Here is a 22,105-nt window from a genome sequence, read left to right as displayed (position 1 = left end):
GTGTTGAATATGAAATCGTTATCGCAGGCAAGCCAGCTCCCACATTTGGAATGCGTTCCCATGTGGGCGCTGGCTTGCCTGCGATGGGGCCCTACAGGTCGCCCATGACTCGGCCGGCAAACCCAAATACTCGCCGGCCCCCGCTCAAATCGACCAACTCCACCTCCCGACTCTGCCCCGGCTCAAACCGCACCGCCGTCCCCGCCGGAATATTCAGGCGCATGCCCCGGCTGGCCGCACGGTCAAACGTCAGCGCGTCATTGGTCTCGAAAAAATGATAATGCGAACCCACCTGGATCGGTCGGTCGCCGCTGTTGGCCACGCTCAGAGTGAGGGTGCGGCGGCCCGCATTGAGTTCGATCTCACCGGGCTGGATCAGGTATTCACCAGGAATCATGAAGGTTGCCCCAAGGTCTTGAAGTAGATGGCGGTTGGGTGTGCACGCCCGTCCGGGCTTTGGCAGTAGTCGGGCAGCTCACCGATCTTGGTGTAGCGCAGCGACTGGTAGAAGGCTTCGGCCGGCGAGCCGGCTTCGGTGTCCAGGTACAGCAAGCCGCGCTGGTGCTGGCGCGCGGCGAGTTCCAGTGTGTTCATCAATTGCTGGCCCAGGCCGTGGCGACGTGCCTGGCTGTGTACCATCAGCTTTTGCACTTCGGCGCGGTTCAATCCGTTGGCTTTCTGGCAGAGCGCCAATTGCACGCTAGCGATCACTTGTTCATCGCGCACCACCACCCACAGCAGCAGGCTGGCGTCTTGCAGTTGGGTGTGCACGCCGGTGAAGTAATCGCGGGCCTGGGCCTCATCGATGTCGGCCATGAAACCCACCGAGGCGCCATGCTTTACCGCGTCCAGCAACAGTTCGATCAAGCCCAGGCGGTAGTGGGCAAAACTTTCAGCATTGACTCGACGCAGTTGTGCGGCGCTCATCGACGTCACTCCTTGGGCGGTTGTGCGCCCGGGTTCAAGGTCAGTTGCATGAAGGTCAGGTCCAGCCAGCGGCCGAACTTGATGCCCACTTGGGGCATTTGCCCGGTGGTGATAAAGCCCTGGCGTTCGTGCAGGCGGATCGAGGCCTGGTTGCCGCTTTCGATGGCGGCGACCATCACGTGTTTGCCACAGGCGCGGGCGCGTTCGATCAGGGCTTCCATCAGGCGCGGGCCGAGGCCCTTGCCGCGCTGGTCGTTGCGCACGTACACCGAGTGTTCGACGCTGTAGCGAAAACCCTCAAATGGGCGCCAGTCGCCAAACGACGCGTAGCCAGTCACTTCATCGTTATCGATGGCGACCAGGATCGGGTAGGCCTGGGCCTGGCGCGCGTTAAACCACGCCTGGCGGTTGGCGAGGTCCACCGGTTGTTCGTTCCATATCGCCGTGGTGTTGAGCACCGCGTCGTTGTAGATGTCGCGGATCTGCGCCAGGTCCTGCTCGGTTGCATCACGAATCATGCTCGCACCTCAGGCGATCGGTTGGTGGACGGTGACCAGCTTGGTGCCGTCGGGGAAGGTGGCTTCCACCTGGATGTCCGGGATCATTTCCGGGATGCCTTCCATCACTTGCTCGCGGCTCAGCAGAGTGGTGCCGTAGTGCATCAGGTCGGCCACGGTACGGCCGTCGCGGGCGCCTTCCATCAAGGCGGCGGAAATGTAGGCGATGGTTTCCGGGTAGTTGAGCTTCACACCCCGCGCCAGGCGGCGTTCGGCGACGAGGCCGGCGGTGAAGATCAGCAGTTTGTCTTTTTCCCGTGGGGTCAGGTCCATGGTTCAAGGTCCTTCAAACAACATTCATAAAAACACTGGAGATCCAATGTGGGCGTGGGCTTGTGTGGGAGCTGGCTTGCCTGCGATGGCATCACCTCGGTCAACCAGAAACACCGAGCCGTCTGCATCGCAGGCAAGCCAGCTCCCACAGGAAGCAGGTTCCACATTTTGATCTTCATGTGCTCCAGATTCTCGGTGAAATCGCTTCTCGGCCGAGGACGGCCGGACGCAACAGGCGCCATAAATCAATCAACCAGGCCCGTGCATGCAGCGCTTCACTGGCCAGGCAACGGGCAACCAGCAAACCCGGCAATTGCGTCAAGTCACCGCGCACCCCATGGGGCAGGGCGCGGCATTGCTCAAGTAATTCAGGCTCGATATCAGCGGTCAGCAACAACGTCGCGAACACCGGTTGGCCATCCAGGCCGATGGGCGAGTCGAGCAGACCGTCGGCGCCTACAATGCGCTGGCGCTCATGCCAGAGCAACTGGCCGTCGCGGCGGATATCCAGGTGCGACTGAAAGTGGCCGAGGTCGAAACGCTCGCCACTGGCAGGGCGGCCGAGGGCGACCACGTCCCAGTAAAACAGCCGGGCGTCGCCTTGCAGCTCAATGCGCGTCGTGAGTTCGGCCTGGGCGGCGCTGAACACGATGGTTTCCTGGGGCAGCCACTCCAGGGTGGCACCGGCTTCCACGGTGAGGTCCAGTTGCTGATAGGCCGGGCTGTTGGCGCGGTACCATTTGGCCGCGCCAGGGCTGGTCAACTGCGCCCAGGCCTCCGCGCCGATGCGGGCGCTGATGTCCAGGCGGTCACCGCCGGCAATGCCGCCGGGCGGGTGCACGATGATGTGCTGGCACACCTCGGGGCCTTCGGCGTAGAGGTGCTTTTGCACCCGCAGCGGCCCAAGGTGGCGGCGCATCACCGGGCGCGTGGTGTCGCCGAAACGCGCATAACCGAGCTCCAGCTCGGCGTGCCAACTGGGGGTGAACAGGGCAGGGGTAACGGGCAGGTTCATGGTGTGTGCTTATCGTCAGGACGCTACAGATTAGATCGTTACGAGCCCGCGTACACCCTCGGCTTCCATATTTTCACCCAGGCCCTGCTGCACGATTTCGCCACGGGACATCACCAGGTATTGGTCGGCCAATTCGGCGGCAAAGTCGTAGAACTGCTCCACCAGCAGGATCGCCATGTCGCCACGGGCCGCGAGCTTCTTGATCACCGCGCCGATCTCCTTGATTACCGACGGCTGGATGCCTTCGGTGGGTTCGTCGAGGATCAGCAGGCGCGGTCGGCTGGCCAAAGCGCGGCCGATCGCCAGTTGCTGTTGCTGGCCGCCCGACAGGTCGCCGCCACGGCGATGCTTCATCTGCAGCAGCACCGGGAACAGCTCGTAGATAAACGCCGGCACTTCCTTGGCCTCGGAGCCGGGGAACCGTGCCAGGCCCATCAGCAGGTTTTCTTCCACGGTCAGGCGCCCGAAAATCTCCCGGCCCTGGGGCACGTAGGCGATGCCGGCGTGCACACGCTGGTGCGGCTTGAAGCCGGTGATGGCCTTGCCTTCCCAGGTCACTGCGCCTTCCTTGGACGGCAGCAGGCCCATCAGGCATTTGAGCAAGGTGGTCTTGCCCACGCCGTTACGCCCGAGCAGGCAGGTGACTTCGCCGACCTTCACGTCAAAAGACAGCCCGCGCAGGATGTGGCTACCGCCGTAATACTGGTGCAGCTTGTCGACTTGCAGCATTTTCACATTCTCCTCGGTTCCCTGATTGGAACCGGATCAACTGTGGGAGCTGGCTTGCCTGCGATGGCGGTGTGTCAGTCAACATCGTTATCGCAGGCAAGTCAGCTCCCACATAAAGCAGTCCGTGTCCGGGTTAGCGGCCGAGGTAAACCTCGATCACCCGTTCGTTGTCCTGCACCTGTTCCAGCGAGCCTTCGGCCAGCACGCTGCCCTGGTGCAACACGGTGACGTGGTCGGCAATCGAGCCGACAAAGCCCATGTCGTGCTCCACCACCATCAGCGAGTGCTTGCCCGCCAGGCGCTTGAACAGTTCGGCGGTGAACTCGGTTTCGGCGTCGGTCATACCCGCCACTGGTTCGTCCAGCAGCAACAGCTGCGGGTCTTGCATCAGCAGCATGCCGATTTCCAGGAACTGCTTCTGGCCATGGGACAGCAACCCGGCCGGGCGCTGCGCCGAGGCGGTGAGGCGGATGGTGTCGAGCACTTCCTCGATACGGTCTTTCTGTTCGCCGCTCAAGCGTGCGCGCAGGCTGGCCCACACCGATTTATCGGTCTTCTGCGCCAGTTCCAGGTTCTCGAACACGCTCAGGGCTTCGAACACCGTGGGTTTCTGGAACTTGCGGCCGATGCCGGCCTGGGCGATCTGCACTTCGCTCAGGCGGGTCAGGTCAAGGTGTTCGCCAAACCAGGCCGTGCCATGGCTGGGGCGGGTCTTGCCGGTGATCACGTCCATCAGCGTGGTCTTGCCCGCGCCGTTGGGGCCGATGATGCAGCGCAACTCACCCACGCCGATGTACAGGTTCAAGTTGTTGAGCGCCTTGAAGCCGTCGAAGCTGACGCTGATGTCTTCCAGGCTCAGGATGGTGCCGTGCCGGGTGTTCAGGCCTGGGCCTGCCGCCTGGCCGATACCGATGGCATCGCGGCCGGTGCCGGCGTCGAGAATAGGTTCGAGCATCACGTTTCTCACTTCTTCAGCAGCCCGATCACGCCCTTGGGCAGGTACAGGGTGACGATGATGAACAGCGCGCCGAGGAAGAACAGCCAGTATTCCGGGAAGGCCACGGTGAACCAGCTCTTCATGCCATTGACCACGCCGGCGCCAAGCAGCGGGCCGATCAAGGTGCCGCGCCCGCCCAGGGCTACCCACACGGCGGCTTCGATGGAGTTGGTCGGCGACATTTCGCTGGGGTTGATGATGCCCACCTGCGGCACATACAACGCCCCGGCCAAGCCGCACAGCACCGCGCTCAATACCCACACGAACAGCTTGAAGCCGCGTGGGTCGTAGCCGCAGAACATCAGGCGGTTTTCTGCGTCACGCAGGGCGGTCAGCACCCGACCGAACTTGCTGCGCGCCAGGCGCCAGCCGATGAACAGGCTCGCCACCAGCAGCAACACCGTGGCCACGAACAGCACTGCCCGCGTGCCCGGTTCAGTGATGCCAAAGCCGAGGATGCTGCGAAAGTTGGTAAAGCCATTGTTGCCGCCAAAACCGGTCTCGTTGCGAAAGAACAGCAGCATCCCGGCAAAGGTCAGGGCCTGGGTCATGATAGAGAAATACACGCCCTTGATCCGCGAGCGGAAGGCGAAGAAGCCGAACACCAGCGCCAGCAGACCCGGCGCCAACACCACCAGGCACATCGCCCAGAGGAAGTGTTCGGTGCCCACCCAGTACCACGGCAGTTCGGTCCAGGAGAGGAAGGTCATGAACGCCGGCAGCTCATCGCCGGAGGCCTGGCGCATCAGGTACATGCCCATCGCATAGCCGCCAAGGGCGAAGAACAGGCCGTGGCCGAGGGACAGCATGCCGGCGTAGCCCCACACCAGGTCCAGGGCCAGGGCGACAATGGCGTAGCAGAGGATCTTGCCCACCAGGGTCAGGGTGTAGGCCGAGATATGAAGGGCATTTTCTGCGGGTAACAACGACAACAGCGGCAGGGCCAGCAGCACGGCGAGAATCATCACGCCCACCGCAATCGTCACCTTGGGGCCGGCCTTTTGCGTGGCCGTGAGCATCAATGGCTGGTTCATCAGTCGATCACCCGTCCTTTCAGTGCGAAGAGTCCCTGCGGGCGTTTCTGGATAAACAGAATGATCAGCGCGAGGATCAGGATCTTGCCGAGCACGGCGCCGATCTGCGGTTCCAGAATCTTGTTGGCGATGCCCAGCCCGAAGGCGGCCATGACGCTCCCCGCCAACTGGCCGACACCGCCAAGCACCACGACGAGAAACGAGTCGATGATGTAGCTCTGGCCCAGGTCCGGGCCGACGTTGCCGATCTGGCTCAGCGCCACGCCGCCCAAGCCCGCGATGCCGGAACCCAGGCCGAACGCGAGCATGTCCACGCGGCCAGTGGGCACGCCGCAGCAGGCGGCCATGTTGCGGTTCTGGGTCACGGCCCGCACGTTCAGGCCCAGGCGCGTCTTGTTCAGCAGCAGCCAGGTCAGCACCACCACGCACAGTGCGAAGGCGATGATCACGATGCGGTTGTACGGCAGCACCAGGTTGGGCAGCACCTGGATGCCACCGGACAGCCATTCGGGGTTGGACACTTCGACGTTCTGCGCACCGAACACCAGGCGCACCAACTGGATCAGCATCAGGCTGATGCCCCAGGTGGCCAGCAGGGTTTCCAGCGGCCGGCCATACAGGTGGCGAATCACCGTGCGTTCCAACGCCATGCCGATGGCGGCCGTGACAAAAAACGCCACCGGCAGTGCGATCAGTGGGTAGAACTCGATGGCGGCAGGCACATAGCGCTGCATCAACAACTGCACCCCATAGGTGGAGTAGGCGCCGAGCATCAGCATCTCGCCATGGGCCATGTTGATCACGCCGAGCAGGCCGAAGGTGATCGCCAGGCCCAGGGCCGCCAGCAGCAGGATCGAACCCAGGGACATGCCGCTGAAGGCCTGGCCGAGGATTTCGCCGAACATCAGTTTGCGCTTGACCTGGGCCAGGCTGGTCTCGGCGGCGGTGTGCACGGCGGCGTTGGCTTCGACGCCAGGGGCGAGCAGCGCTTCAAGGCGCGTGCGCGCCAGCGGGTCGCCGGTGCTGCCGAGCAGACGCACGGCGGCGAGGCGCACCACGGGGTCAGGGTCGACCAGTTGCAGGTTGGCCAGGGCCAGGCTGAGGGCGGTGTGCACGTCCTCGTTTGTCTCGGCGGCGACCTGCTGGTCGAGGAATTTGAGCTGCGCAGGCTGTGCGCTTTTTTGCAGGGTTACTGCGGCGGCCAGGCGCACCTTGGGGTCGGCGGCGAGCAATTGCTGGCTGGCTTGTACGTTGTCGATCAGGCTGCGCAGGCGGTTGTTCAGGCGCACGGTTTTGGTTTCACCGTTGACCGTGAGTTGGCCTTGTTGCAGAGCGTCCACCAGCTCGATGCGCGCTGGATCCGGCTGGGCAGCCCAGTCCTGGAGCAGTTTGGCTTGTTGGCTGGGGTTGGCGGCGAGGAAGTCGTCGGCGTCGCTGGCGTGTGCTGCGAAGGGCAGCACAAGCAGGGCCGTGAGGATGAAGCGGTACAGGGCAGTGGGCATAACAAAGTGTCCTGATCATGCACGGTTCAAACTGTGGGAGCGGGCTTGCTCGCGAATGCGGTGTGTCAGTCAATGCATTTCTTGCTGATCCACCGCATTCGCGAGCAAGCCCGCTCCCACAGTTTTTGACCGAGTCGGGCTTTAGTTACTTTTCACCGCGTAATCCGGCTTCTTGTCATTGCCCGGGATGTAAGGGCTCCACGGCTGGGCGCGGATTGGCTTGTCGGTCTGCCACACCACCGAGAACTGCCCGTCAGCCTGGATCTCGCCGATCATCACCGGCTTGTGCAGGTGGTGGTTGGTCTTGTCCATGGTCAGGGTGAAGCCGGACGGCGCGGCGAAGGTCTGGCCGGCCAGGGCTTCACGCACTTTGTCGACGTCGGTGGACTTGGCTTTCTCTGCCGCTTGCGCCCACATGTGGATGCCCACGTAGGTGGCTTCCATCGGGTCGTTGGTCACGGCCTTGTCTGCGCCCGGCAGGTTGTGGGCCTTGGCATAGGCCTTCCAGTCGGCGACGAATTTCTTGTTCACCGGGTTCTCCACCGACTGGAAGTAGTTCCAGGCGGCAAGGTTGCCCACCAGCGGCTTGGTGTCGATGCCGCGCAGTTCTTCTTCACCCACCGAGAACGCCACCACCGGTACGTCGGTGGCCTTCAGGCCTTGGTTGGCCAACTCTTTGTAGAACGGCACGTTGGAGTCGCCGTTCACCGTGGAGATCACAGCGGTCTTGCCGCCAGCGGAGAACTTCTTGATGTTGGCGACAATGGTCTGGTAATCGGCGTGGCCGAACGGGGTGTAGACCTCTTCGATGTCTTTATCCGCTACGCCTTTGGAGTGCAGGAACGAGCGCAGGATCTTGTTGGTGGTGCGCGGGTACACGTAGTCGGTACCCAGCAGGAAGAAGCGCTTGGCGCCGCCGCCTTCTTCGCTCATCAGGTATTCCACGGCGGGGATGGCTTGCTGGTTCGGCGCGGCACCGGTGTAGAACACGTTCGGCGACATCTCTTCGCCTTCGTACTGCACCGGGTAGAACAGCAGGCCGTTGAGTTCTTCAAACACCGGCAGCACGGACTTGCGCGACACCGAGGTCCAGCAACCGAACACCACGGCCACCTTGTCCTGGGTCAGCAACTGCCGGCCTTTCTCGGCGAACAGCGGCCAGTTGGACGCGGGGTCCACGACCACCGGTTCGAGCATCTTGCCGTTCACCCCGCCCTTGGCGTTGATCTCGTCGATGGTCATCAGCGCCATGTCTTTGAGCGACGTTTCGGAGATGGCCATGGTCCCGGACAACGAGTGCAGGATGCCGACCTTGATGGTCTCGGCGGCCTGCACGGTCCAGGTCATGCCCATGGCGGCAATGGATGCCGAAAGAGTGAAAGCCTTGATCAAGCTGCGACGCTTCATGGTGCGATCTCCGTGACCGATTTTTTCTTGGATGACTGTTAGAACAGGAGATAGCAAGGGCTGTGCCGAAGTTGAAAAAGCCTTGCTGGGGCGGATCACCACAGGAATTCACAGGTAACGTCACGCACCAATGTGGCGCCTGATGAGGGGGAGCGTGCACGCCGATGTGCCGTTGTGGTGCTTGCCAATATTATGTAGCGCACCTACGGGCTGTGATCGACCGAGGATGAAGGAAACCTCAGCCACCACCCTCACTGGAGCACATGATGAACGGGGACGACCTGTACTCATCCGATACGCCCGCGCCTTCGCTGGAAGAAAAGCTTGCCCTCGAAGGCCCTTTTATCAGTGCCGATGACGCGGCTTTCTGGGCACACAAGCGCATCGACAAACACGATGTCGAATACGGCGGCGCAATTCTGCAAAAGGGTGGTCGCTTTTATGCCTCATCGCCAATCATGGGTGAAGTAGGCGGCTTCGCCCCTAGCGATGTGATAGACATTGGCGATGACGGCAAGCTGATTCTGCCTCCCGGTTATAGCTGTCACGCGTTCTATCACTCCCATCCGGCCAATGACGAAAAATTTAGGAACACTCGCCTCACCGAAGATCAGCGTGCCATCGTGCGTGGCATGTTCTCGTTCTACGATATCGAAATAATCATCCAGTTTCGTCAACTCGCCGCAGCGCATTATCTGTGCGGGCCAGACGGATCGCTGATCAAATACGTGACCAGTGGCACGAAGAACGAGCGCGAATTTCTGCAGCGTATCTCACCTGATCAGCGCAGCACGCTCGATGTGTTTGACGACTACATCCCACTGATGGCCGAGGCGGGTGAACTCTGGGTGATCGTGGCCAACCGCGCCTGGGGGGACGCGCGTGGGCGCGTCGACAAAAGCTGGAAGCAGGGCACGGTATTGAGCTCCGGCGCGATGCAACCGTTGTTCAGAAAAGTCTTGCCCGAGCAGGGGTTCCAGCACCTGTTGCCAGCGAACGCGGCAGTGGTGTTCGGCTACCAGTTAAAGGCGGTTGGCAAAAAAGACGAGTATCTCGTTCCCACCCAAGGCTGGGAGCGCGGCGAACTCACTCCACCGGCCCAACTATTCCCGCAACGCGCGGACGGTGGTGTTCGGCTTGCGTCGAATTTTCGTATCAACGCGATCTATTGCCGCCCCCCACCCCCCGAAACCTGGCAGCATCCGTATTTTTTTACGCCTACGTTGTTGGCCGCTGCTGCTGAACAACTACGCGTGGCCCCCGAGCTATACGACCGAGATCAACGCCTGAGCCTGGTGATGCGCAGCGATGATGGCGCGTTGCTGGCTTATCGTTTTTCAGCTACGGACGGCGAAGCGGGTTTGTTGGGAACGGGGGGCGCCCGCGTTGAAGCACAATTGAAAGCACGCACAATGACGCCGCGCCAATTCGTCGAGCGCCTGGCAGCCATTGGCGAGTTGGATATCGTACAGGCGGGCACCGAGTGGCGTGAAATCGGGCGGTTCCAACCGGAAGAACCGCCTTTCGAGCAGTTGATGAAAACCATGAGCCCGGCGTTCATCACGGCCGATGACGCCGCCCGCTATCTGCACGAACGCATTTCCAGCCGCGACGAGGATCAACTCGGTCTTGTTCTGGAACGTGATGATGGGCGATTTGTCTCCACTGCGCCTCTGCGTGAGTCGGCGTTGAGTACGCAGTTGGGACTAGCGTATGACGGGGCGATTTCGACCAACCTAGTCTTGCCGTCAGGCTATCGTGTGGTTGGTTTTTTCGTCGCCCTGGCAAATCAGATCGAGCAGGTGAAGCGCAAGTTGCCTCTGCGCACGAATGTCCAGGGTGAACTGTCCCTGGATGACGAAGCGCTCCTGTACACCGCCGTCCCTAATTATGCGTATACCGTGAGTATCACCGCTGCGCACCAAACGATTGCTGCGCTTTATTACGCCAGCCCGTTCAATTCGCTGATCAAATATGTTCGCAGCGGCTCTGAGGCCGAGCGCAATTTCAGCGCTTTTCTGAAGGAAGGCTTACGCCTGTTTGCGATCAAGCCTCAACTGGATGGTTTCGACGGTACTTGCGTCGAAATGGTCAGGAAGCTGGTGCGGTTGGGCGAATTCCATGTGCTCGAGTCGAGCTCGGTGTGGGGCAACTCTCTCGGCAGAGTTCCGGGTGTGTGGGCACCGTATCAATCCTTTGTGGCCGCCGGCGCCATTGCTCCTGCGTATAGCTGGGTGTTTGCTGACGCGCAAGCTGCAGCGCAATACGGCCAGGACCAGCAGTCAACGAGTGGCAACCCGCTCGCATTTATTATCAAGTCCCAACAGGCCGAGGCCTATGTGGTCACTCGGCCAGCGGCGCTGCGCCCTGGCCTGCCGGTCTTTTCCACGCAGCAGGTCATGGATGAGCTTCCGGCTGGCTATGATCTGTACGGCGTTTGCTTTTTACCGCGCCCACCGCTGGGCTTGAAGATCGTGCAGCATTGGCTGTTAGAGAGTTTCATTTCATCGGGCGACCTCGCCGCCGCGATTGCGCGGTCTCGTCTGGTGAATAGCCCGTTGCGGGTGCTCTACCTCAATACCCGAGACGGCGCCCGGCTCAAATACACGTTCTCTGGCACTCCTCAAGAAAACCAACTCTATGGCATAGCCCCGACGGGCACTGTCACTGACAACGGCCAACTCGCGGCATTGATTGCAGGCCAACTCACCCCCCAACAGTTCGTATTGAAAGTGGCGGCGGCTGGTGAGTTATTTGTGCTGCGCACCGGTACGATGTGGGACGTCGAAGGTGTGGTGCGGGCGTTATGGCGACCGCATGCGCGTTATCCATCACCGGTGTTGAGCCCGCCCTTCCTCAGCGCCGACGATGCTGCACGTTTCGCCCATGACCAGGTCGGCAACCAGCGTGACGTAGAGTTCTGTGGGGTCATCCTGCAGACGGCCGATCAACGATATGTCGCCACGCTGCCTTGGCCTTGCCGTGCCGGCGGCAGGTTCGCCGCTGACTCGCTGTTGCCTGTCGATCACAGTGGCACCCTCATCGTGCCGACCTCCTACACACTGCATGGGCAATATGCGTCCTGCAAAGCGGCAGCGTTGTTGGAGCGGTCGCGCATGAGCCGCTACGGATGGTCGCGCGATCAAGCGTATGTCGACTGGCAACTGTTCACCGACGCGGATTTGCGCAGTCTGATCGGCAACCGCCACAAGGTCTCGGTGGCTTACCTGTCGTGCGCCGAAAACGCCTTGATCGCCTATGACTTGAGCGGTTCAGAAGCCGAGTTGGCGCTGCTCAAGTCACTTGAACCGGGCACCCAGGGTAGCGTGATGGAGCAGCGGCGCGGGCGTGGTGAGGTCCCGCCTGAAGCGATGGTTCGGACGTTGGCGACCACAGGGTTGCGTATCGTGCTGGGCAGCCCTTTGTGGGGCACTGCCGGTGTGGTGACAGAGCACTGGCGTGCCTTTCCTGCCATCCAGGACCACCAGGCTCCTGAGCAGGTCGGGTACGGGGCTGTATTCAGCAGCGCGGACGAGGCCGCCCGGCATGCGCACTCTCGTGTTTCCCGTGGTTATGGTTCGGCGCAAACCTGCTTTGCGTTCGTGCTCAAGCATGCGCAGAAAGATGAATACCTAGTGTCCGAGACTGTCCCGGGTGAGCAGGGAATCCCCCTGTTCAGCTTGGCGAGCCTGTTCGTGAACGATGACGAGGGAGCCTATGTGTACCCGTCCGGATTCGGGTTGCACGGTTTGTTTTATGCGCGGCGCTGGATGCCGGAATTATTGCCAAGTGATCAGCAATGGCTGGCTAGGCATTTTCTCTCCTCCGCCGATTTGTACAGTGGGTTTGAGGCTGCCAGGCGCTGGCGGTCAGCAGGCAGCCTGATTACGTTACCGGTGTATATCTCGACCCTGGATAACGCGTTGCTCAAGTACCAGACCCCGGTATCGACCCGGCTGTTCGACGCGGTGAAACAAGCGCCCGGCAATTTTGAAGATGTGCATACGTTGTTGGCCAGCGGCCAATTGACCGCCCAGGGTTTCGTCACCCAGGTGTGTACCCAGAGCTGGCTGACGGTGATCATCGGCAATGACTGCTGGGATGAAACCGGAAAACTCAGCGTGGACTGGCTGCCCTATGCGGATTTCAATCGTCGAGCGCTCAGCCCGGCGTTTTTCAGCCAGGCTGACGCTGTCCGCTACGCGCAGGCGCGGTTGGGCGTCCAGCGTGAAGACGTATTTGGAGGGCTGATTCTGAGGCGTGTGGACGGCCTATTCGTGGCGACTGAGCCGATGCTTGTGCCTTCGGAAAACTTCGACCCCCAGTGGATTCTGCCATCCGACGACGTGTTGCAGGACCGGCTGGCGCCCAGTATGAAACTGGTAGCGCGCTATCGTTCACGGTGCGACACGCTGCCTGCGTTCCTGCTTGATACTGAAGAATTGGCCGTGTACCGCAGCATGTTTTCCACCGAGGTATTGGCCAAGGCATTTGCTAGCACTCACCTGTGGAGCCATGAATACCTGCTCGGGCTCGACGGCTCGTTGATTGGTTTCAGTTGCAGTGACATCGGCACAGACGTGCTGAGCCCGCAGCAGAAAGCTCGTATTGCCCTTGATCGTCAGACGCTGCAACAGAACCTGGTGCCCTCTGGCCAAACGCCCCACGACCCGCACAGCAACCTGGCAGAGCAGCAACTGCGCGACGGCAGCACAACCCCAACCGAGTATGTTAATCAGGTACTTAAAGCAGCGTCGATGCAGGTGATACAGGGCAGTGACGTTTGGGGCAGCGCGCAAGCGTTATCCTTGGGGTGGCGCATTGCTCACGGCTACGTCGAGCCTGAGGAGAACAATTATGCGTTGGCTGATCGCGCCTGCGGACCGGTGTTCAGCCATATTGACGACGTGGCCCGTCATATTCATGGGCAGGCCGGTGATCGCAGCGCGTTGACCTTCGGCTTTATCCTCAAGGCCGCTAACGGACACTGGATGGCAACCCTGCCGGTCAAGGGTGAAGACCTGCAATTTCCCAAGGCCCGTGTATGGCTGCGCGGACAGTTACCGCTTGGGTGCAGCGTGCAAGGGCTCTATGTCTGTGCGCCAGCGCGTCAACCGGATGAGCTGGGTGCGTCGCCGATCTATCGCAGCTTCGTCAATCCGACACTGTTGCTTGCCGCATTGACTGCCGTGCGCCAAGTAGCGGAGGGCGTCGATACATTCCTGCCGCTGTACCTGTCGTGCGCCGACAGCGCCTTGCTCAAATACAGTGCTTCGGGCTTGATTGTCGACTGGACGACTTACACCGGTTTGCAGGCTTATGTGAAAAAGCTCAACGGACCCTATAACGCTGCTGACTATATCCGCGACGTTGCTCGCCATGGAACGCTTGAGGTATTGGTCACTGGGGAGATATGGGCAACACAAGGGCGGGTATCGCAACGCTGGACGGCGTACGACGCCCGTGTCTACACCCCGCGCGAAGATGAACGAATTGCCTTGGGACCGCTGTTTTCCCATGCCGACGATGCGGCCCGCTACCTATGGCGCGGCGTAAGTCCAACGCCGGGTAAGGCTTGGATGGCCGCCCTGATCGAAAGCAGTACTGCCAGCACGTTTCTGGTGACTGATCCCGTGGATGACAGTGGGCCGACTGTGGAAGTGGGGGCGCGTATGTCCACATCGGCGTTCAATCGTCTTCTGAGAGGCGTCGTAAACCAGCGAGAGCCGAAGGTGTCGCCCAAATATCCTGCAGGCTACCGACTGATGGGGATACAGCAGTTGTACAAGGTGGACGACACCCTCGAGCAACTTGCGGACAGGCATGAGGAGGCGCTCGCCAGTAACTTCATGGCGCGAAAGGAAATACGGTTTTTTGTTGAGATGTTCAAGACCGATAACGTGAAGGGTGCTCGTTATTACTTCACGCCACGTAATGGGGCGCTGTTGATGTACTTACCCAGCTATCTGGAGGCTGAAGGCAAGCTGCTGCGTGAAGACTGGCCGTACCACCTTGCCGACAAGCCCAGCCACGCGATTACCACGCTGGCTAACTCCGGCAAGCTGTACATCCTTGAGCCAGATGGGTTCTGGCAGCCTCGCGGGCAAGTGGGGGTCAGGTTGTTGATGGAGTTGCGCAAGACCGCTCAAGCGTAGGTGGCATCTGTCTACGGCCCTTGCTTTATGTAGCGCCCCCAGTCGGAGCGCCGCTTACAAGATGATGAAACGTTCAGTGCCTGCCCTGTGGAGGCAGGCCTGATTTATCAACTCTTGATCAGCAGGCACTCATCATGGATGAATACAAGCTTCGCAACACGCGCGCGACCCTCCCCCAAGGCCACGCCAAACTGGGCACCCTCAGCCCGGCCTTTTCCAGTGCCGATGAGGTGGCACGCTATCTCCATGGGCGCGTGGGGCTCAATTTGCAGGTGGAGTTCGGCAGCGTCATTCTGCGGCGTTTGGCGGACGGTCTTTTTGTTGGCAGCGAGCCGATTTCGGACCGGCCCACCACGTTCAATTTCAGCCTCTTGCTGGACAGCAACCCGGCCAACACGGCTTACCTGGACCCGGAGGGGTACCACATTGTCGCAAGCTGGCACACGCACCCCAATACGACGGCGTGGGTTGCGCGTGAAAATCCTGCGTGGAGCGCGCACCAGATCACGGCTTACCAGGGGTTTTACTCAGAGCCGGACATCATCTTCAACCACCAGAACCGGCCAAAATTCAGGGAGGCTTACCTCTCTGGGCCGGACGGCACGCTGATCAAATACCAGTTTGATGAAACCCCGGCGGCGCTTGGCTTTGCTCACTGGATTACCACTCGAGGGCCGTTCGAATCGCCGCATGCCTTTGACGGGACCATTGAAGGGTATTACAAGAAAGTCGCCTCAGTCGGGCGGTTGACCTTTCTGATATCCAGCCCTTACTGGGGTGGTTCGGTGGGCCAGGTTCCGGCCAATTGGGAGCCTTACAAGCCCTGGCCGGTATTTGCAGACACGCAGCAGGCGTTGGCGCAGGCCACGATACAGATGCGGCGTAAACCCAACATTCGGCAACAGGTATTGATTCTGCAGTCCGATACGCTTTCGGAGTATGTGGCGCGCGATCCGGATCCCATCGAGGGGCTGGCGAGCGAGTTGCCCCCGTTGCCTGTTGGCTATCACCTGCATGGGATTTGCATTAATTCAAGGCCATTACCCGCCCAATACCCGACGCTGGAAAGCTGGCTGTTCAAAAACTTCATCAGCCCACTGGAGCTTGCGCAGCACATTGTGCGGTTTCGTCAGTACAGCCAGGGCGCGCAATCCACGCTGGGTGCGTCGTTGTATATCCGGCTACGGGACGACGCCATCTTGCGCTATCGCTTTTCCGGCTCGGCGCTTGAGTCCCAGTTGTTTGCCTATGCGCCAGACGGTCAGGTGATCGATAACGGCTGGCAAGCCGCACTCCTGGACGGTTCATTGCTGACCCGCGACTTTGTCCGAAAAGTGGCAGAGGCGGGTGAACTGAGCGTGGAGAAAACCAGTGCGCTGTGGGACCGCAGTGGCGTGGTGGATGCGCAGTGGGTCCCCTATTCGCAGTTCCCGCTGTCGCCCCTGAGTATTGCTTTTTTGTCGGCCGACGACGCAGCCCGCTTTGTCCATGGCACCCTCAATGGGCGTCGCGAGCAGGTACTCGGCGGGATGATTCTCCAACGACCCGATGGCCGCTTTGTGGTGACGCAGCCCGTGCCCACGGGGCCGAGGCCCTTTGCTTTTGAAGGCCTTTACCCGGTTGATCGCCAGCACTCGCCCATTATCCTGAACGCGGGTTATCGCCTGCATGCGCGCTATGGCACGCGTGCTGCGCTGTCGACCACTGACCCGGTACTTGTTGCCCGCCTCAAGTGGACCCGCCAGGAGGCTGAATTGGGAGGGCAAATGTTTCACCCCGCAGACGTCGCCGACCTCCTGGCGTCCGGGCTTCCCGGCTACCTGTCGGGATCCCAGGACAGCCTGATCCTCTACAGCCCGTCTATCACGACCTCGGATTGGCGCAAGCAATGGGTGCCTGAAACGGCCAATGGCGAGAGTGCGATTGGAAAACGCTTTGCCGACGGTGTGATCAAACCCGCGGATGTGGTGCGCACCCTCGCCGAGGCGGGCACGTTGCGGGTGGTCATCGGCAACGCGTTGTGGGGGCCGGCCGACTTTGTCGAGCTGGACTGGGGCCCGGGGATGCGCACGTTGCAGTTCCAACGACCGGCGACGGTGAGCCACGGGCCTCTATTCGGCAACGCCAACGACGCTGCCAGCGATCTTTTTCGACGTGACCCACAGGACTATGCACAACCGTATGCCAGCCTCTACTTTGCGTTCATTCTCAAGCACGAACGCCGGGAAGAATACGTTGCCAGCGAGTTGATCCCGGTCACCCGCCAATCGCCGCTGCTGTCTCTCGCCAGCCTGTATGGCACGACATTGCCCGACGGTTTCGATTGCCACAGCCTGTATTACGCCAACCAGTTTGTCGGCAATGGCTCGGCAGCCTGGTTGAAACGGGTGTTTATCGAACCCGAGGACTTGAGTGAGGCCATTGTGCAGGCGCGTCTCCAGTCGATGCAGCCGCCCTACGGCGCCCCGGTGTTTATAGCCACACCGGAGGGGGCCCTGTTGCGCTACCAGTCACCTTCCACCTTTGCCATGTTCGAGGCGCGCAGCGATGCGGACCCTCTTGAGACCGTGCGGGCCAAGCTGGACATTGGCACGCTGCAACCGATTCAGTTTGTACGACAGGTAGCAGCTTCCGGCCGCTTGCAGGTCATCCAGCCCAGTGATTGCTGGAGCATCGCCGGCGATGTGAATGGGCTGTGGGTCCCTTATGAAAACCTGCAGCGGCGCCGGCTCAGCCCGGCGTTTGTGTCGATGGATGACGCGGCGCGGTATATCCGTCGTCGTGTCTTGCCGAGCCTCGACCGATCCTATGGCGGCATTATCCTGCGTCGTGACGATGGCGGGTTCGTTGCCACTGAACCGCTTCGGGTGTCGGATGAAGTATTCGATGTCAAAAGCATCTTCCCTGATGAAATGGTCACACGTGGCCTGTACCCACCTCGCACAACGGTGGTTGCCAGCTACCACTCACGGCCGGCGACGCAATGGCCGTTTCTGCTCGCGCCGGCCCAGTCGGCGGTGTACGGCAACATGTTTTCCACACGTGTGTTGGCGCAGTCGCTGTCCGCTGCTCTAGCGCGTCACAGCCACTACTTGCTGGCGCCCGACGGTGCCTTGATCCGCTTGAAGCCGCGCCCGGAATTGAAATACACGCCCATTTCGGCAGCCGTGCTCGTCACACGACCGCGTAATCGTAACGACTGGCTGAGCGGGTCGCTTGAACAGCAGATACGCAAGGGGGAGTTGGCCCCTGCGGCGTATGTGAACCGTGTGAGCCAAGCGTTCGAACTGCAGGTAGTGACTGGCAGTGCGATGTGGGGGATGCCTGGACCGGTTGACAGTTGGCGCCCGTTTGCCGGCGTGGACTTGCGTGGCCGGCGCTACCTTGAGGCGAGGGTCGACCCTGCATTCAGCCCGCTGCACAGCCGTGCCGATGATGCGGCGCGCTATGCCCATGAACATGCCGGGTCGAGGGATGAAGCACAGTTTGGCTATGTGCTCCAATCCACCGTCAACGGGCATTTTGTGACCACGTTGCCCGTCACCGACAGTGGGTCGGACCTGGCTCATCGTCGGGTTTTTGCCGATGCCGGTTATCCCTATCGCTATCAAATGGCCGGGCTGTATCTGTGTGGGTTGCAATGGGGCGACATTCAACCCGTCGGCGAGATCATGACGCTGGACTCCATTTATCGGGGGCTGATCTCCCCGTCGCGGTTGATATCGGCGATGTATCAGGTACGCGCGATGGCGAGCCGCGCGGCGTTTCCTGTTTATTTGTCGTGCGCCGATGGCGCCTTGCTGAAGTTCACCGTGCGTAATGACCGCTTTGTCGACTATCAGGACGACCTCAAGTTGAAACTGCGCCTGCTCAGCCCCCGTGAGTACATCCGGCGTACGGCGGCGGCTGGAGAGTTGCGCATCCTGGTGCCCAGTGACAATTGGCCGGGTGTGGGTGTAGTGGATGCGCAGTGGCAGCCGGGTCGCTCACAGGGCGTGTTGCCGGCTGACCAGACCTCATGGGCATTGGGCCCCGTGCATGTTCATCGCGATGATGCCGCCGGTTTCGTGCACGACCGGGCGGGGCGCTATGCCGGTCAACCGGCAATCGGTGCGTTGCTGGAGAAAACCGTGGCCAGCAATCATGTGCCGATACTGCCAACGCCTGATAACGGATTCCCATCAACGGTCGCCGTGAGCCTGTTCAAGCCTGATTCTGTTTGGCCGGACGGCTATCAGGTCAGTGCCGCGCACCTGCTGTTTCACGCGGGCCTGGACCAGGTGAGCGTAGGCGTTGAACGTTCCTACGCTGAGTATTTCGTTTCATGGCGCGAGCTGGGGTTTTACCTGTATGAACTGAAAAAACGCAGGTTACCCATCACCGGCTTTTACCTGACGGCCCGTGACGGGGCCTTGTTGAGCTACACCCCGACGTTCGGCCAGGATGAAGCCAACTTGTTGGCTGTAAATGGTAAGTGGACCGCTGAAGGGGGTTACACGGGCTTCGCCCCGACGCCTTCACACGCGCTGTCGGAACTGGCGCGACTCGGTCAGTTCCGGGTGCTGCGCCGTGGCAGTTTCTGGACCCTGCGCACCCTGGTGGGCAGCGACCTGAGGCTGCCAGGCAACACGACCTACCGGCCGGATCGGGATGAGTTGTGAGTCATCGGTCTAACGTTTGCGCATCAAACCGATAAAAAACAATCCGCCAATCGCCGCCGTGGCCACGCCAATCGGCAAATCCTCGGGGGCGATCAAGGTGCGTGCGGCCACGTCCACCCACACGAGGAACAGGCTGCCCAGCAGCGCACACACCGGCAGTAACCGGCGATGCTCGGCGCCGATCAGGCGCCGGGCGATGTGCGGCACCATCAGCCCGACGAAGCCGATAGAGCCGCTGATGGACACCAGCACACCGGTCATCAAGGACGCCACCAGAAACACCTTCAAGCGCACGTTGCGCGCGTTCAGGCCCAGGGTCACGGCTGTCTGTTCGCCGGCCATCAGCGCGTTCAACGGCCGGGCCATGCCTGCCAATACCAGCAAGCCCATCAGCACGGTAACGGCAGGAATCGCCAACAGCTCCCAGCGTGCCAGGCCCAGGCCGCCCAGCATCCAGAACATCACCGCCGACGCGGCGCGATGGTCGCCCATGAACAGCAGCAGGTTGGCCGTCGCCATCATCACGAACGACACCGCCACGCCGCACAGCAGCAGGCGATCGCTCTCCAGCCGCCCATTGCGACTGGCCACCGCCAGCACCACCAGCATGCTCAGCAGCGCGCCGATAAAGGCGGCGATGGGCAGGGTCAGCAGGCCGACAATTTCACCTACATGCAGCACCACGATCACCGCGCCGAGGGTGGCGCCGGAGGTGACGCCCAGCAGGTGCGGGTCAGCCAGCGGGTTGCGCGTGACCGCCTGCAACACGGCCCCGATCAAGGCCAGCCCGGCCCCCACCAGCGCGCCCAGCAACATGCGTGGCACGCGGATCAACCACACAATATGTTCCTGCCCGGCCGGCCAGTTCACCTCACCCACGCCAAAGGCTTTGAACAGCACGATGCGCCACACCACTTCCACTGGCACCCGCGCCGGGCCGAAGCCCAGGGAGATCACACAAGACACCAGCAGCACCGCAGCCAGCGTGGCGAGCAACAAGGCGTAGCGACGGGTGATCATTCGCCGTGAAACCCCTTGGCCAGGGTTTCCACCGCCAGCACGTTGTCGATGCCTGGCGTGGCCTGCACGTAAGGGATCACGATAAACCGCTGGTTCCTGATCGCGTCCACCGCTTGCAGCGCTGGGTTGTTGAGCAGGAACTGCTCCTTCTGCTCGGCAGTGATTTCGCTGTAGTCGACGATCACGATCACCTGCGGGTTGCGTTCCACCACGGTTTCCCAGTTGACCCGGGTCCAGCTGGCGTCGATGTCATCGAGAATATTGCGCCCACCCGCCGCCTCGATCAGCGCCTGGGGCATGCCCAGGCGGCCGGAGGTCATGGCGCGGTCTTCTCCGCTGTCATACAGGAAGACGCGTGGCTTGTCGGCAGGCAGGTCGCTTTGCACGTTGGCCACCTGCGCCTGCATCTGTGCGATCAGCGCGTTGGCGCGGTCTTGCACGTCGAAGATCTTGCCCAGGTTGCGCAGGTCGTTATAGGTGTCGTCCAGCGTGGCGGCTGGGCGCTTCATCACGAACGCGCAGGACTCGGTCAGCTCGTACACGTTGATGCCCAGCGGTTGCAGGGTACTGGGGGTGAGGTCACCGCCCACGCGCATGCCGTAATCCCAGCCGGCGAAGAAGAAATCCACGTTGGCGTTGAGCAGGGTTTCCACCGACGGGTATTTGCTCGCCAACTCCGGCAGGCCGTCGAGAATCTCGGCCATTTCGGGGGTGACCGACTTCCAGCCGGTCACGCCGCTGTAGCCGGCCATGTGCGACTTGAGGCCCAGGGCGAGCATCATCTGGGTCATGTTGATGTCGTGGCTGACCGCGTGTTTCGGCGCTTCCTGGAAGGTCACGTCACGGTTGCAACTCTTGATGGTCACCGGGTAGTGAGTGGCTTCGGCAACGGCGTGCGAAGCGCCGAACAACAGGGCAACGGCGAGCAGGGTGCGCAGGGTCATGGTTGGGTTATCCAGGTGATTCGGGGGTAGCCGGACAAGGGGTGGGTGTCGATCAGTGCCTCGACGCCGAATACGTCGCGCAGCAGTTCGACGGTCAGTACTTCGTGGGGCGTGCCGCTGGCGACGATGCGCCCGTGGTTGATCACGTACAGGCGGTCGCAGAACGCGGCGGCCAGGTTCAGGTCGTGGATACTGGCGAGCGTGCCGATGTTCAGGCGCTTGACCAGCCGCAGCAGTTCCAGCTGATAGCGCGGGTCGAGGTGGTTGGTGGGTTCGTCGAGGATCAGCAACTGCGGCTGCTGGGCGAGGGCGCGGGCGAGGATCACGCGTTGTTTTTCACCGCCCGAGAGGGTCGCAAAGGCATGGTCTTCGAAGCCCCGCATGCCGACGGATTCCAGCGCCTGTTGGATCAGCTGTTGATCCTGCAGCGTGTCGCTGTCGAACAGCCCTTTGTGTGGCGTACGGCCCATGGCGACCACCTCGTCCACCCGCAGGCCGAACGCATCGGGGAATTCCTGCAGCACCACGGCGACGCGTTGCGCGCACCATTTGGCGCTGTGTTTCCAAACGTTCTGGTGGGCGAGCGACACGTCACCCTGATCCGGCCTGGTGAACCGATAGGCGCAGCGCAGCAGGCTGGTCTTGCCGCTGCCATTGGGGCCGATCAATCCCACGAACTCACCTTCGCCGACCTGCAGGCTGGCGTCACACAAGTGGAACGAGTGCCGACAGTGGCCGTGAGCCTGGGGTGTCCAGGTGAGGCGGGTGAGGGTGAGAGAAGTCATCAATGCGCTCTGGGTAAACACCGTTCAAAAGTGTGGGAGCTGGCTTGCCTGCGATAGCGGTGTGTCAGGCAAGACACCTTTGCCGCAGAGACCGCCATC

Annotated in this window: 15 protein-coding genes; 2 read left to right on the top strand and 13 right to left on the bottom strand. The window is 61.3% G+C overall.

Going from position 1 to position 22,105, the window contains the following annotated elements; genetic code table 11:
- Positions 1-91: 91 nt before the first annotated feature.
- The 10 genes from M2394_RS11985 to urtA form a co-directional block, all read right to left on the bottom strand.
- On the bottom strand, positions 92-397 hold the full coding sequence (locus M2394_RS11985) for an urease subunit beta (protein WP_178918416.1): 306 nt from the start codon (positions 395-397) through the stop codon (positions 92-94).
- Positions 394-927 carry a GNAT family N-acetyltransferase gene (locus M2394_RS11980; protein WP_178918417.1) on the bottom strand — a complete coding sequence of 178 codons (534 nt, stop codon included), beginning with the start codon at positions 925-927 and terminating at the stop codon, positions 394-396. Before M2394_RS11980 ends, M2394_RS11985 begins: the two co-directional genes overlap by 4 nt.
- A 5-nt stretch (positions 928-932) precedes the next feature.
- Positions 933-1,445, bottom strand: coding sequence for a GNAT family N-acetyltransferase (locus M2394_RS11975; RefSeq protein ID WP_259172630.1), 513 nt, complete (start codon positions 1,443-1,445; stop codon positions 933-935).
- A gap of 9 nt (positions 1,446-1,454) precedes the next feature.
- Positions 1,455-1,757, bottom strand: a complete 303-nt coding sequence (gene ureA / locus M2394_RS11970) for an urease subunit gamma (protein WP_003171437.1) — start codon at positions 1,755-1,757, stop codon at positions 1,455-1,457.
- Positions 1,758-1,932: 175 nt separating this feature from the next.
- Positions 1,933-2,772 carry an urease accessory protein UreD gene (locus tag M2394_RS11965; RefSeq protein ID WP_259172629.1) on the bottom strand — a complete coding sequence of 280 codons (840 nt, stop codon included), beginning with the start codon at positions 2,770-2,772 and terminating at the stop codon, positions 1,933-1,935.
- A gap of 30 nt (positions 2,773-2,802) precedes the next feature.
- Positions 2,803-3,501 (bottom strand): urea ABC transporter ATP-binding subunit UrtE, encoded by a 699-nt coding sequence (gene urtE / locus M2394_RS11960; RefSeq protein ID WP_176997078.1) that lies wholly within the window; start codon positions 3,499-3,501, stop codon positions 2,803-2,805.
- Positions 3,502-3,634: 133 nt separating this feature from the next.
- Positions 3,635-4,456, bottom strand: coding sequence for an urea ABC transporter ATP-binding protein UrtD (urtD, locus tag M2394_RS11955; protein WP_178918420.1), 822 nt, complete (start codon positions 4,454-4,456; stop codon positions 3,635-3,637).
- A gap of 8 nt (positions 4,457-4,464) precedes the next feature.
- The gene (gene urtC, locus M2394_RS11950) at positions 4,465-5,532 is read right to left on the bottom strand and encodes an urea ABC transporter permease subunit UrtC (protein ID WP_259172628.1); all 1,068 of its coding nucleotides are present in this window, start codon (positions 5,530-5,532) and stop codon (positions 4,465-4,467) included.
- The gene (gene urtB / locus M2394_RS11945) at positions 5,532-7,034 is read right to left on the bottom strand and encodes an urea ABC transporter permease subunit UrtB (protein ID WP_259172627.1); all 1,503 of its coding nucleotides are present in this window, start codon (positions 7,032-7,034) and stop codon (positions 5,532-5,534) included. The genes urtC and urtB overlap by 1 nt, the downstream gene beginning before the upstream one ends.
- Positions 7,035-7,175: 141 nt before the next feature.
- Positions 7,176-8,441, bottom strand: a complete 1,266-nt coding sequence (urtA, locus tag M2394_RS11940) for an urea ABC transporter substrate-binding protein (RefSeq protein WP_176997074.1) — start codon at positions 8,439-8,441, stop codon at positions 7,176-7,178.
- 266 nt (positions 8,442-8,707) lie between these two features.
- Here urtA and M2394_RS11935 point away from each other — a divergent pair, with 266 nt between their 5' ends.
- Together M2394_RS11935 and M2394_RS11930 are read left to right on the top strand one after the other, a co-directional pair.
- Positions 8,708-14,596 carry a DUF4329 domain-containing protein gene (locus M2394_RS11935; RefSeq protein ID WP_259172625.1) on the top strand — a complete coding sequence of 1,963 codons (5,889 nt, stop codon included), beginning with the start codon at positions 8,708-8,710 and terminating at the stop codon, positions 14,594-14,596.
- Between the two features lie 134 nt (positions 14,597-14,730).
- The gene (locus M2394_RS11930) at positions 14,731-19,257 is read left to right on the top strand and encodes a DUF4329 domain-containing protein (protein ID WP_259172624.1); all 4,527 of its coding nucleotides are present in this window, start codon (positions 14,731-14,733) and stop codon (positions 19,255-19,257) included.
- Between the two features lie 9 nt (positions 19,258-19,266).
- On the opposite strand, the gene M2394_RS11925 is transcribed toward M2394_RS11930, so the two are convergent.
- The 3 genes from M2394_RS11925 to M2394_RS11915 are packed head-to-tail and all read right to left on the bottom strand — an operon-like array spanning position 19,267 to position 22,006.
- A complete protein-coding gene (locus M2394_RS11925; protein ID WP_259172623.1) occupies positions 19,267-20,277 on the bottom strand; it encodes an iron ABC transporter permease in 1,011 nt (336 codons plus the stop codon).
- Entirely contained in the window at positions 20,274-21,221 is a 948-nt protein-coding gene (locus M2394_RS11920) for an ABC transporter substrate-binding protein (RefSeq protein ID WP_178918425.1), read from the bottom strand. Before M2394_RS11920 ends, M2394_RS11925 begins: the two co-directional genes overlap by 4 nt.
- Entirely contained in the window at positions 21,218-22,006 is a 789-nt protein-coding gene (locus tag M2394_RS11915) for an ABC transporter ATP-binding protein (protein WP_178918426.1), read from the bottom strand. Before M2394_RS11915 ends, M2394_RS11920 begins: the two co-directional genes overlap by 4 nt.
- Positions 22,007-22,105 lie beyond the last annotated feature (99 nt).

Origin of the sequence: Pseudomonas sp. BIGb0164, assembly GCF_024810135.1 — a bacterium.
GTDB lineage: Bacteria > Pseudomonadota > Gammaproteobacteria > Pseudomonadales > Pseudomonadaceae > Aquipseudomonas.
The sequence above is the reverse complement of the archived record's forward strand: the minus strand, read 5'-3'. Positions and strand labels throughout refer to the sequence as shown.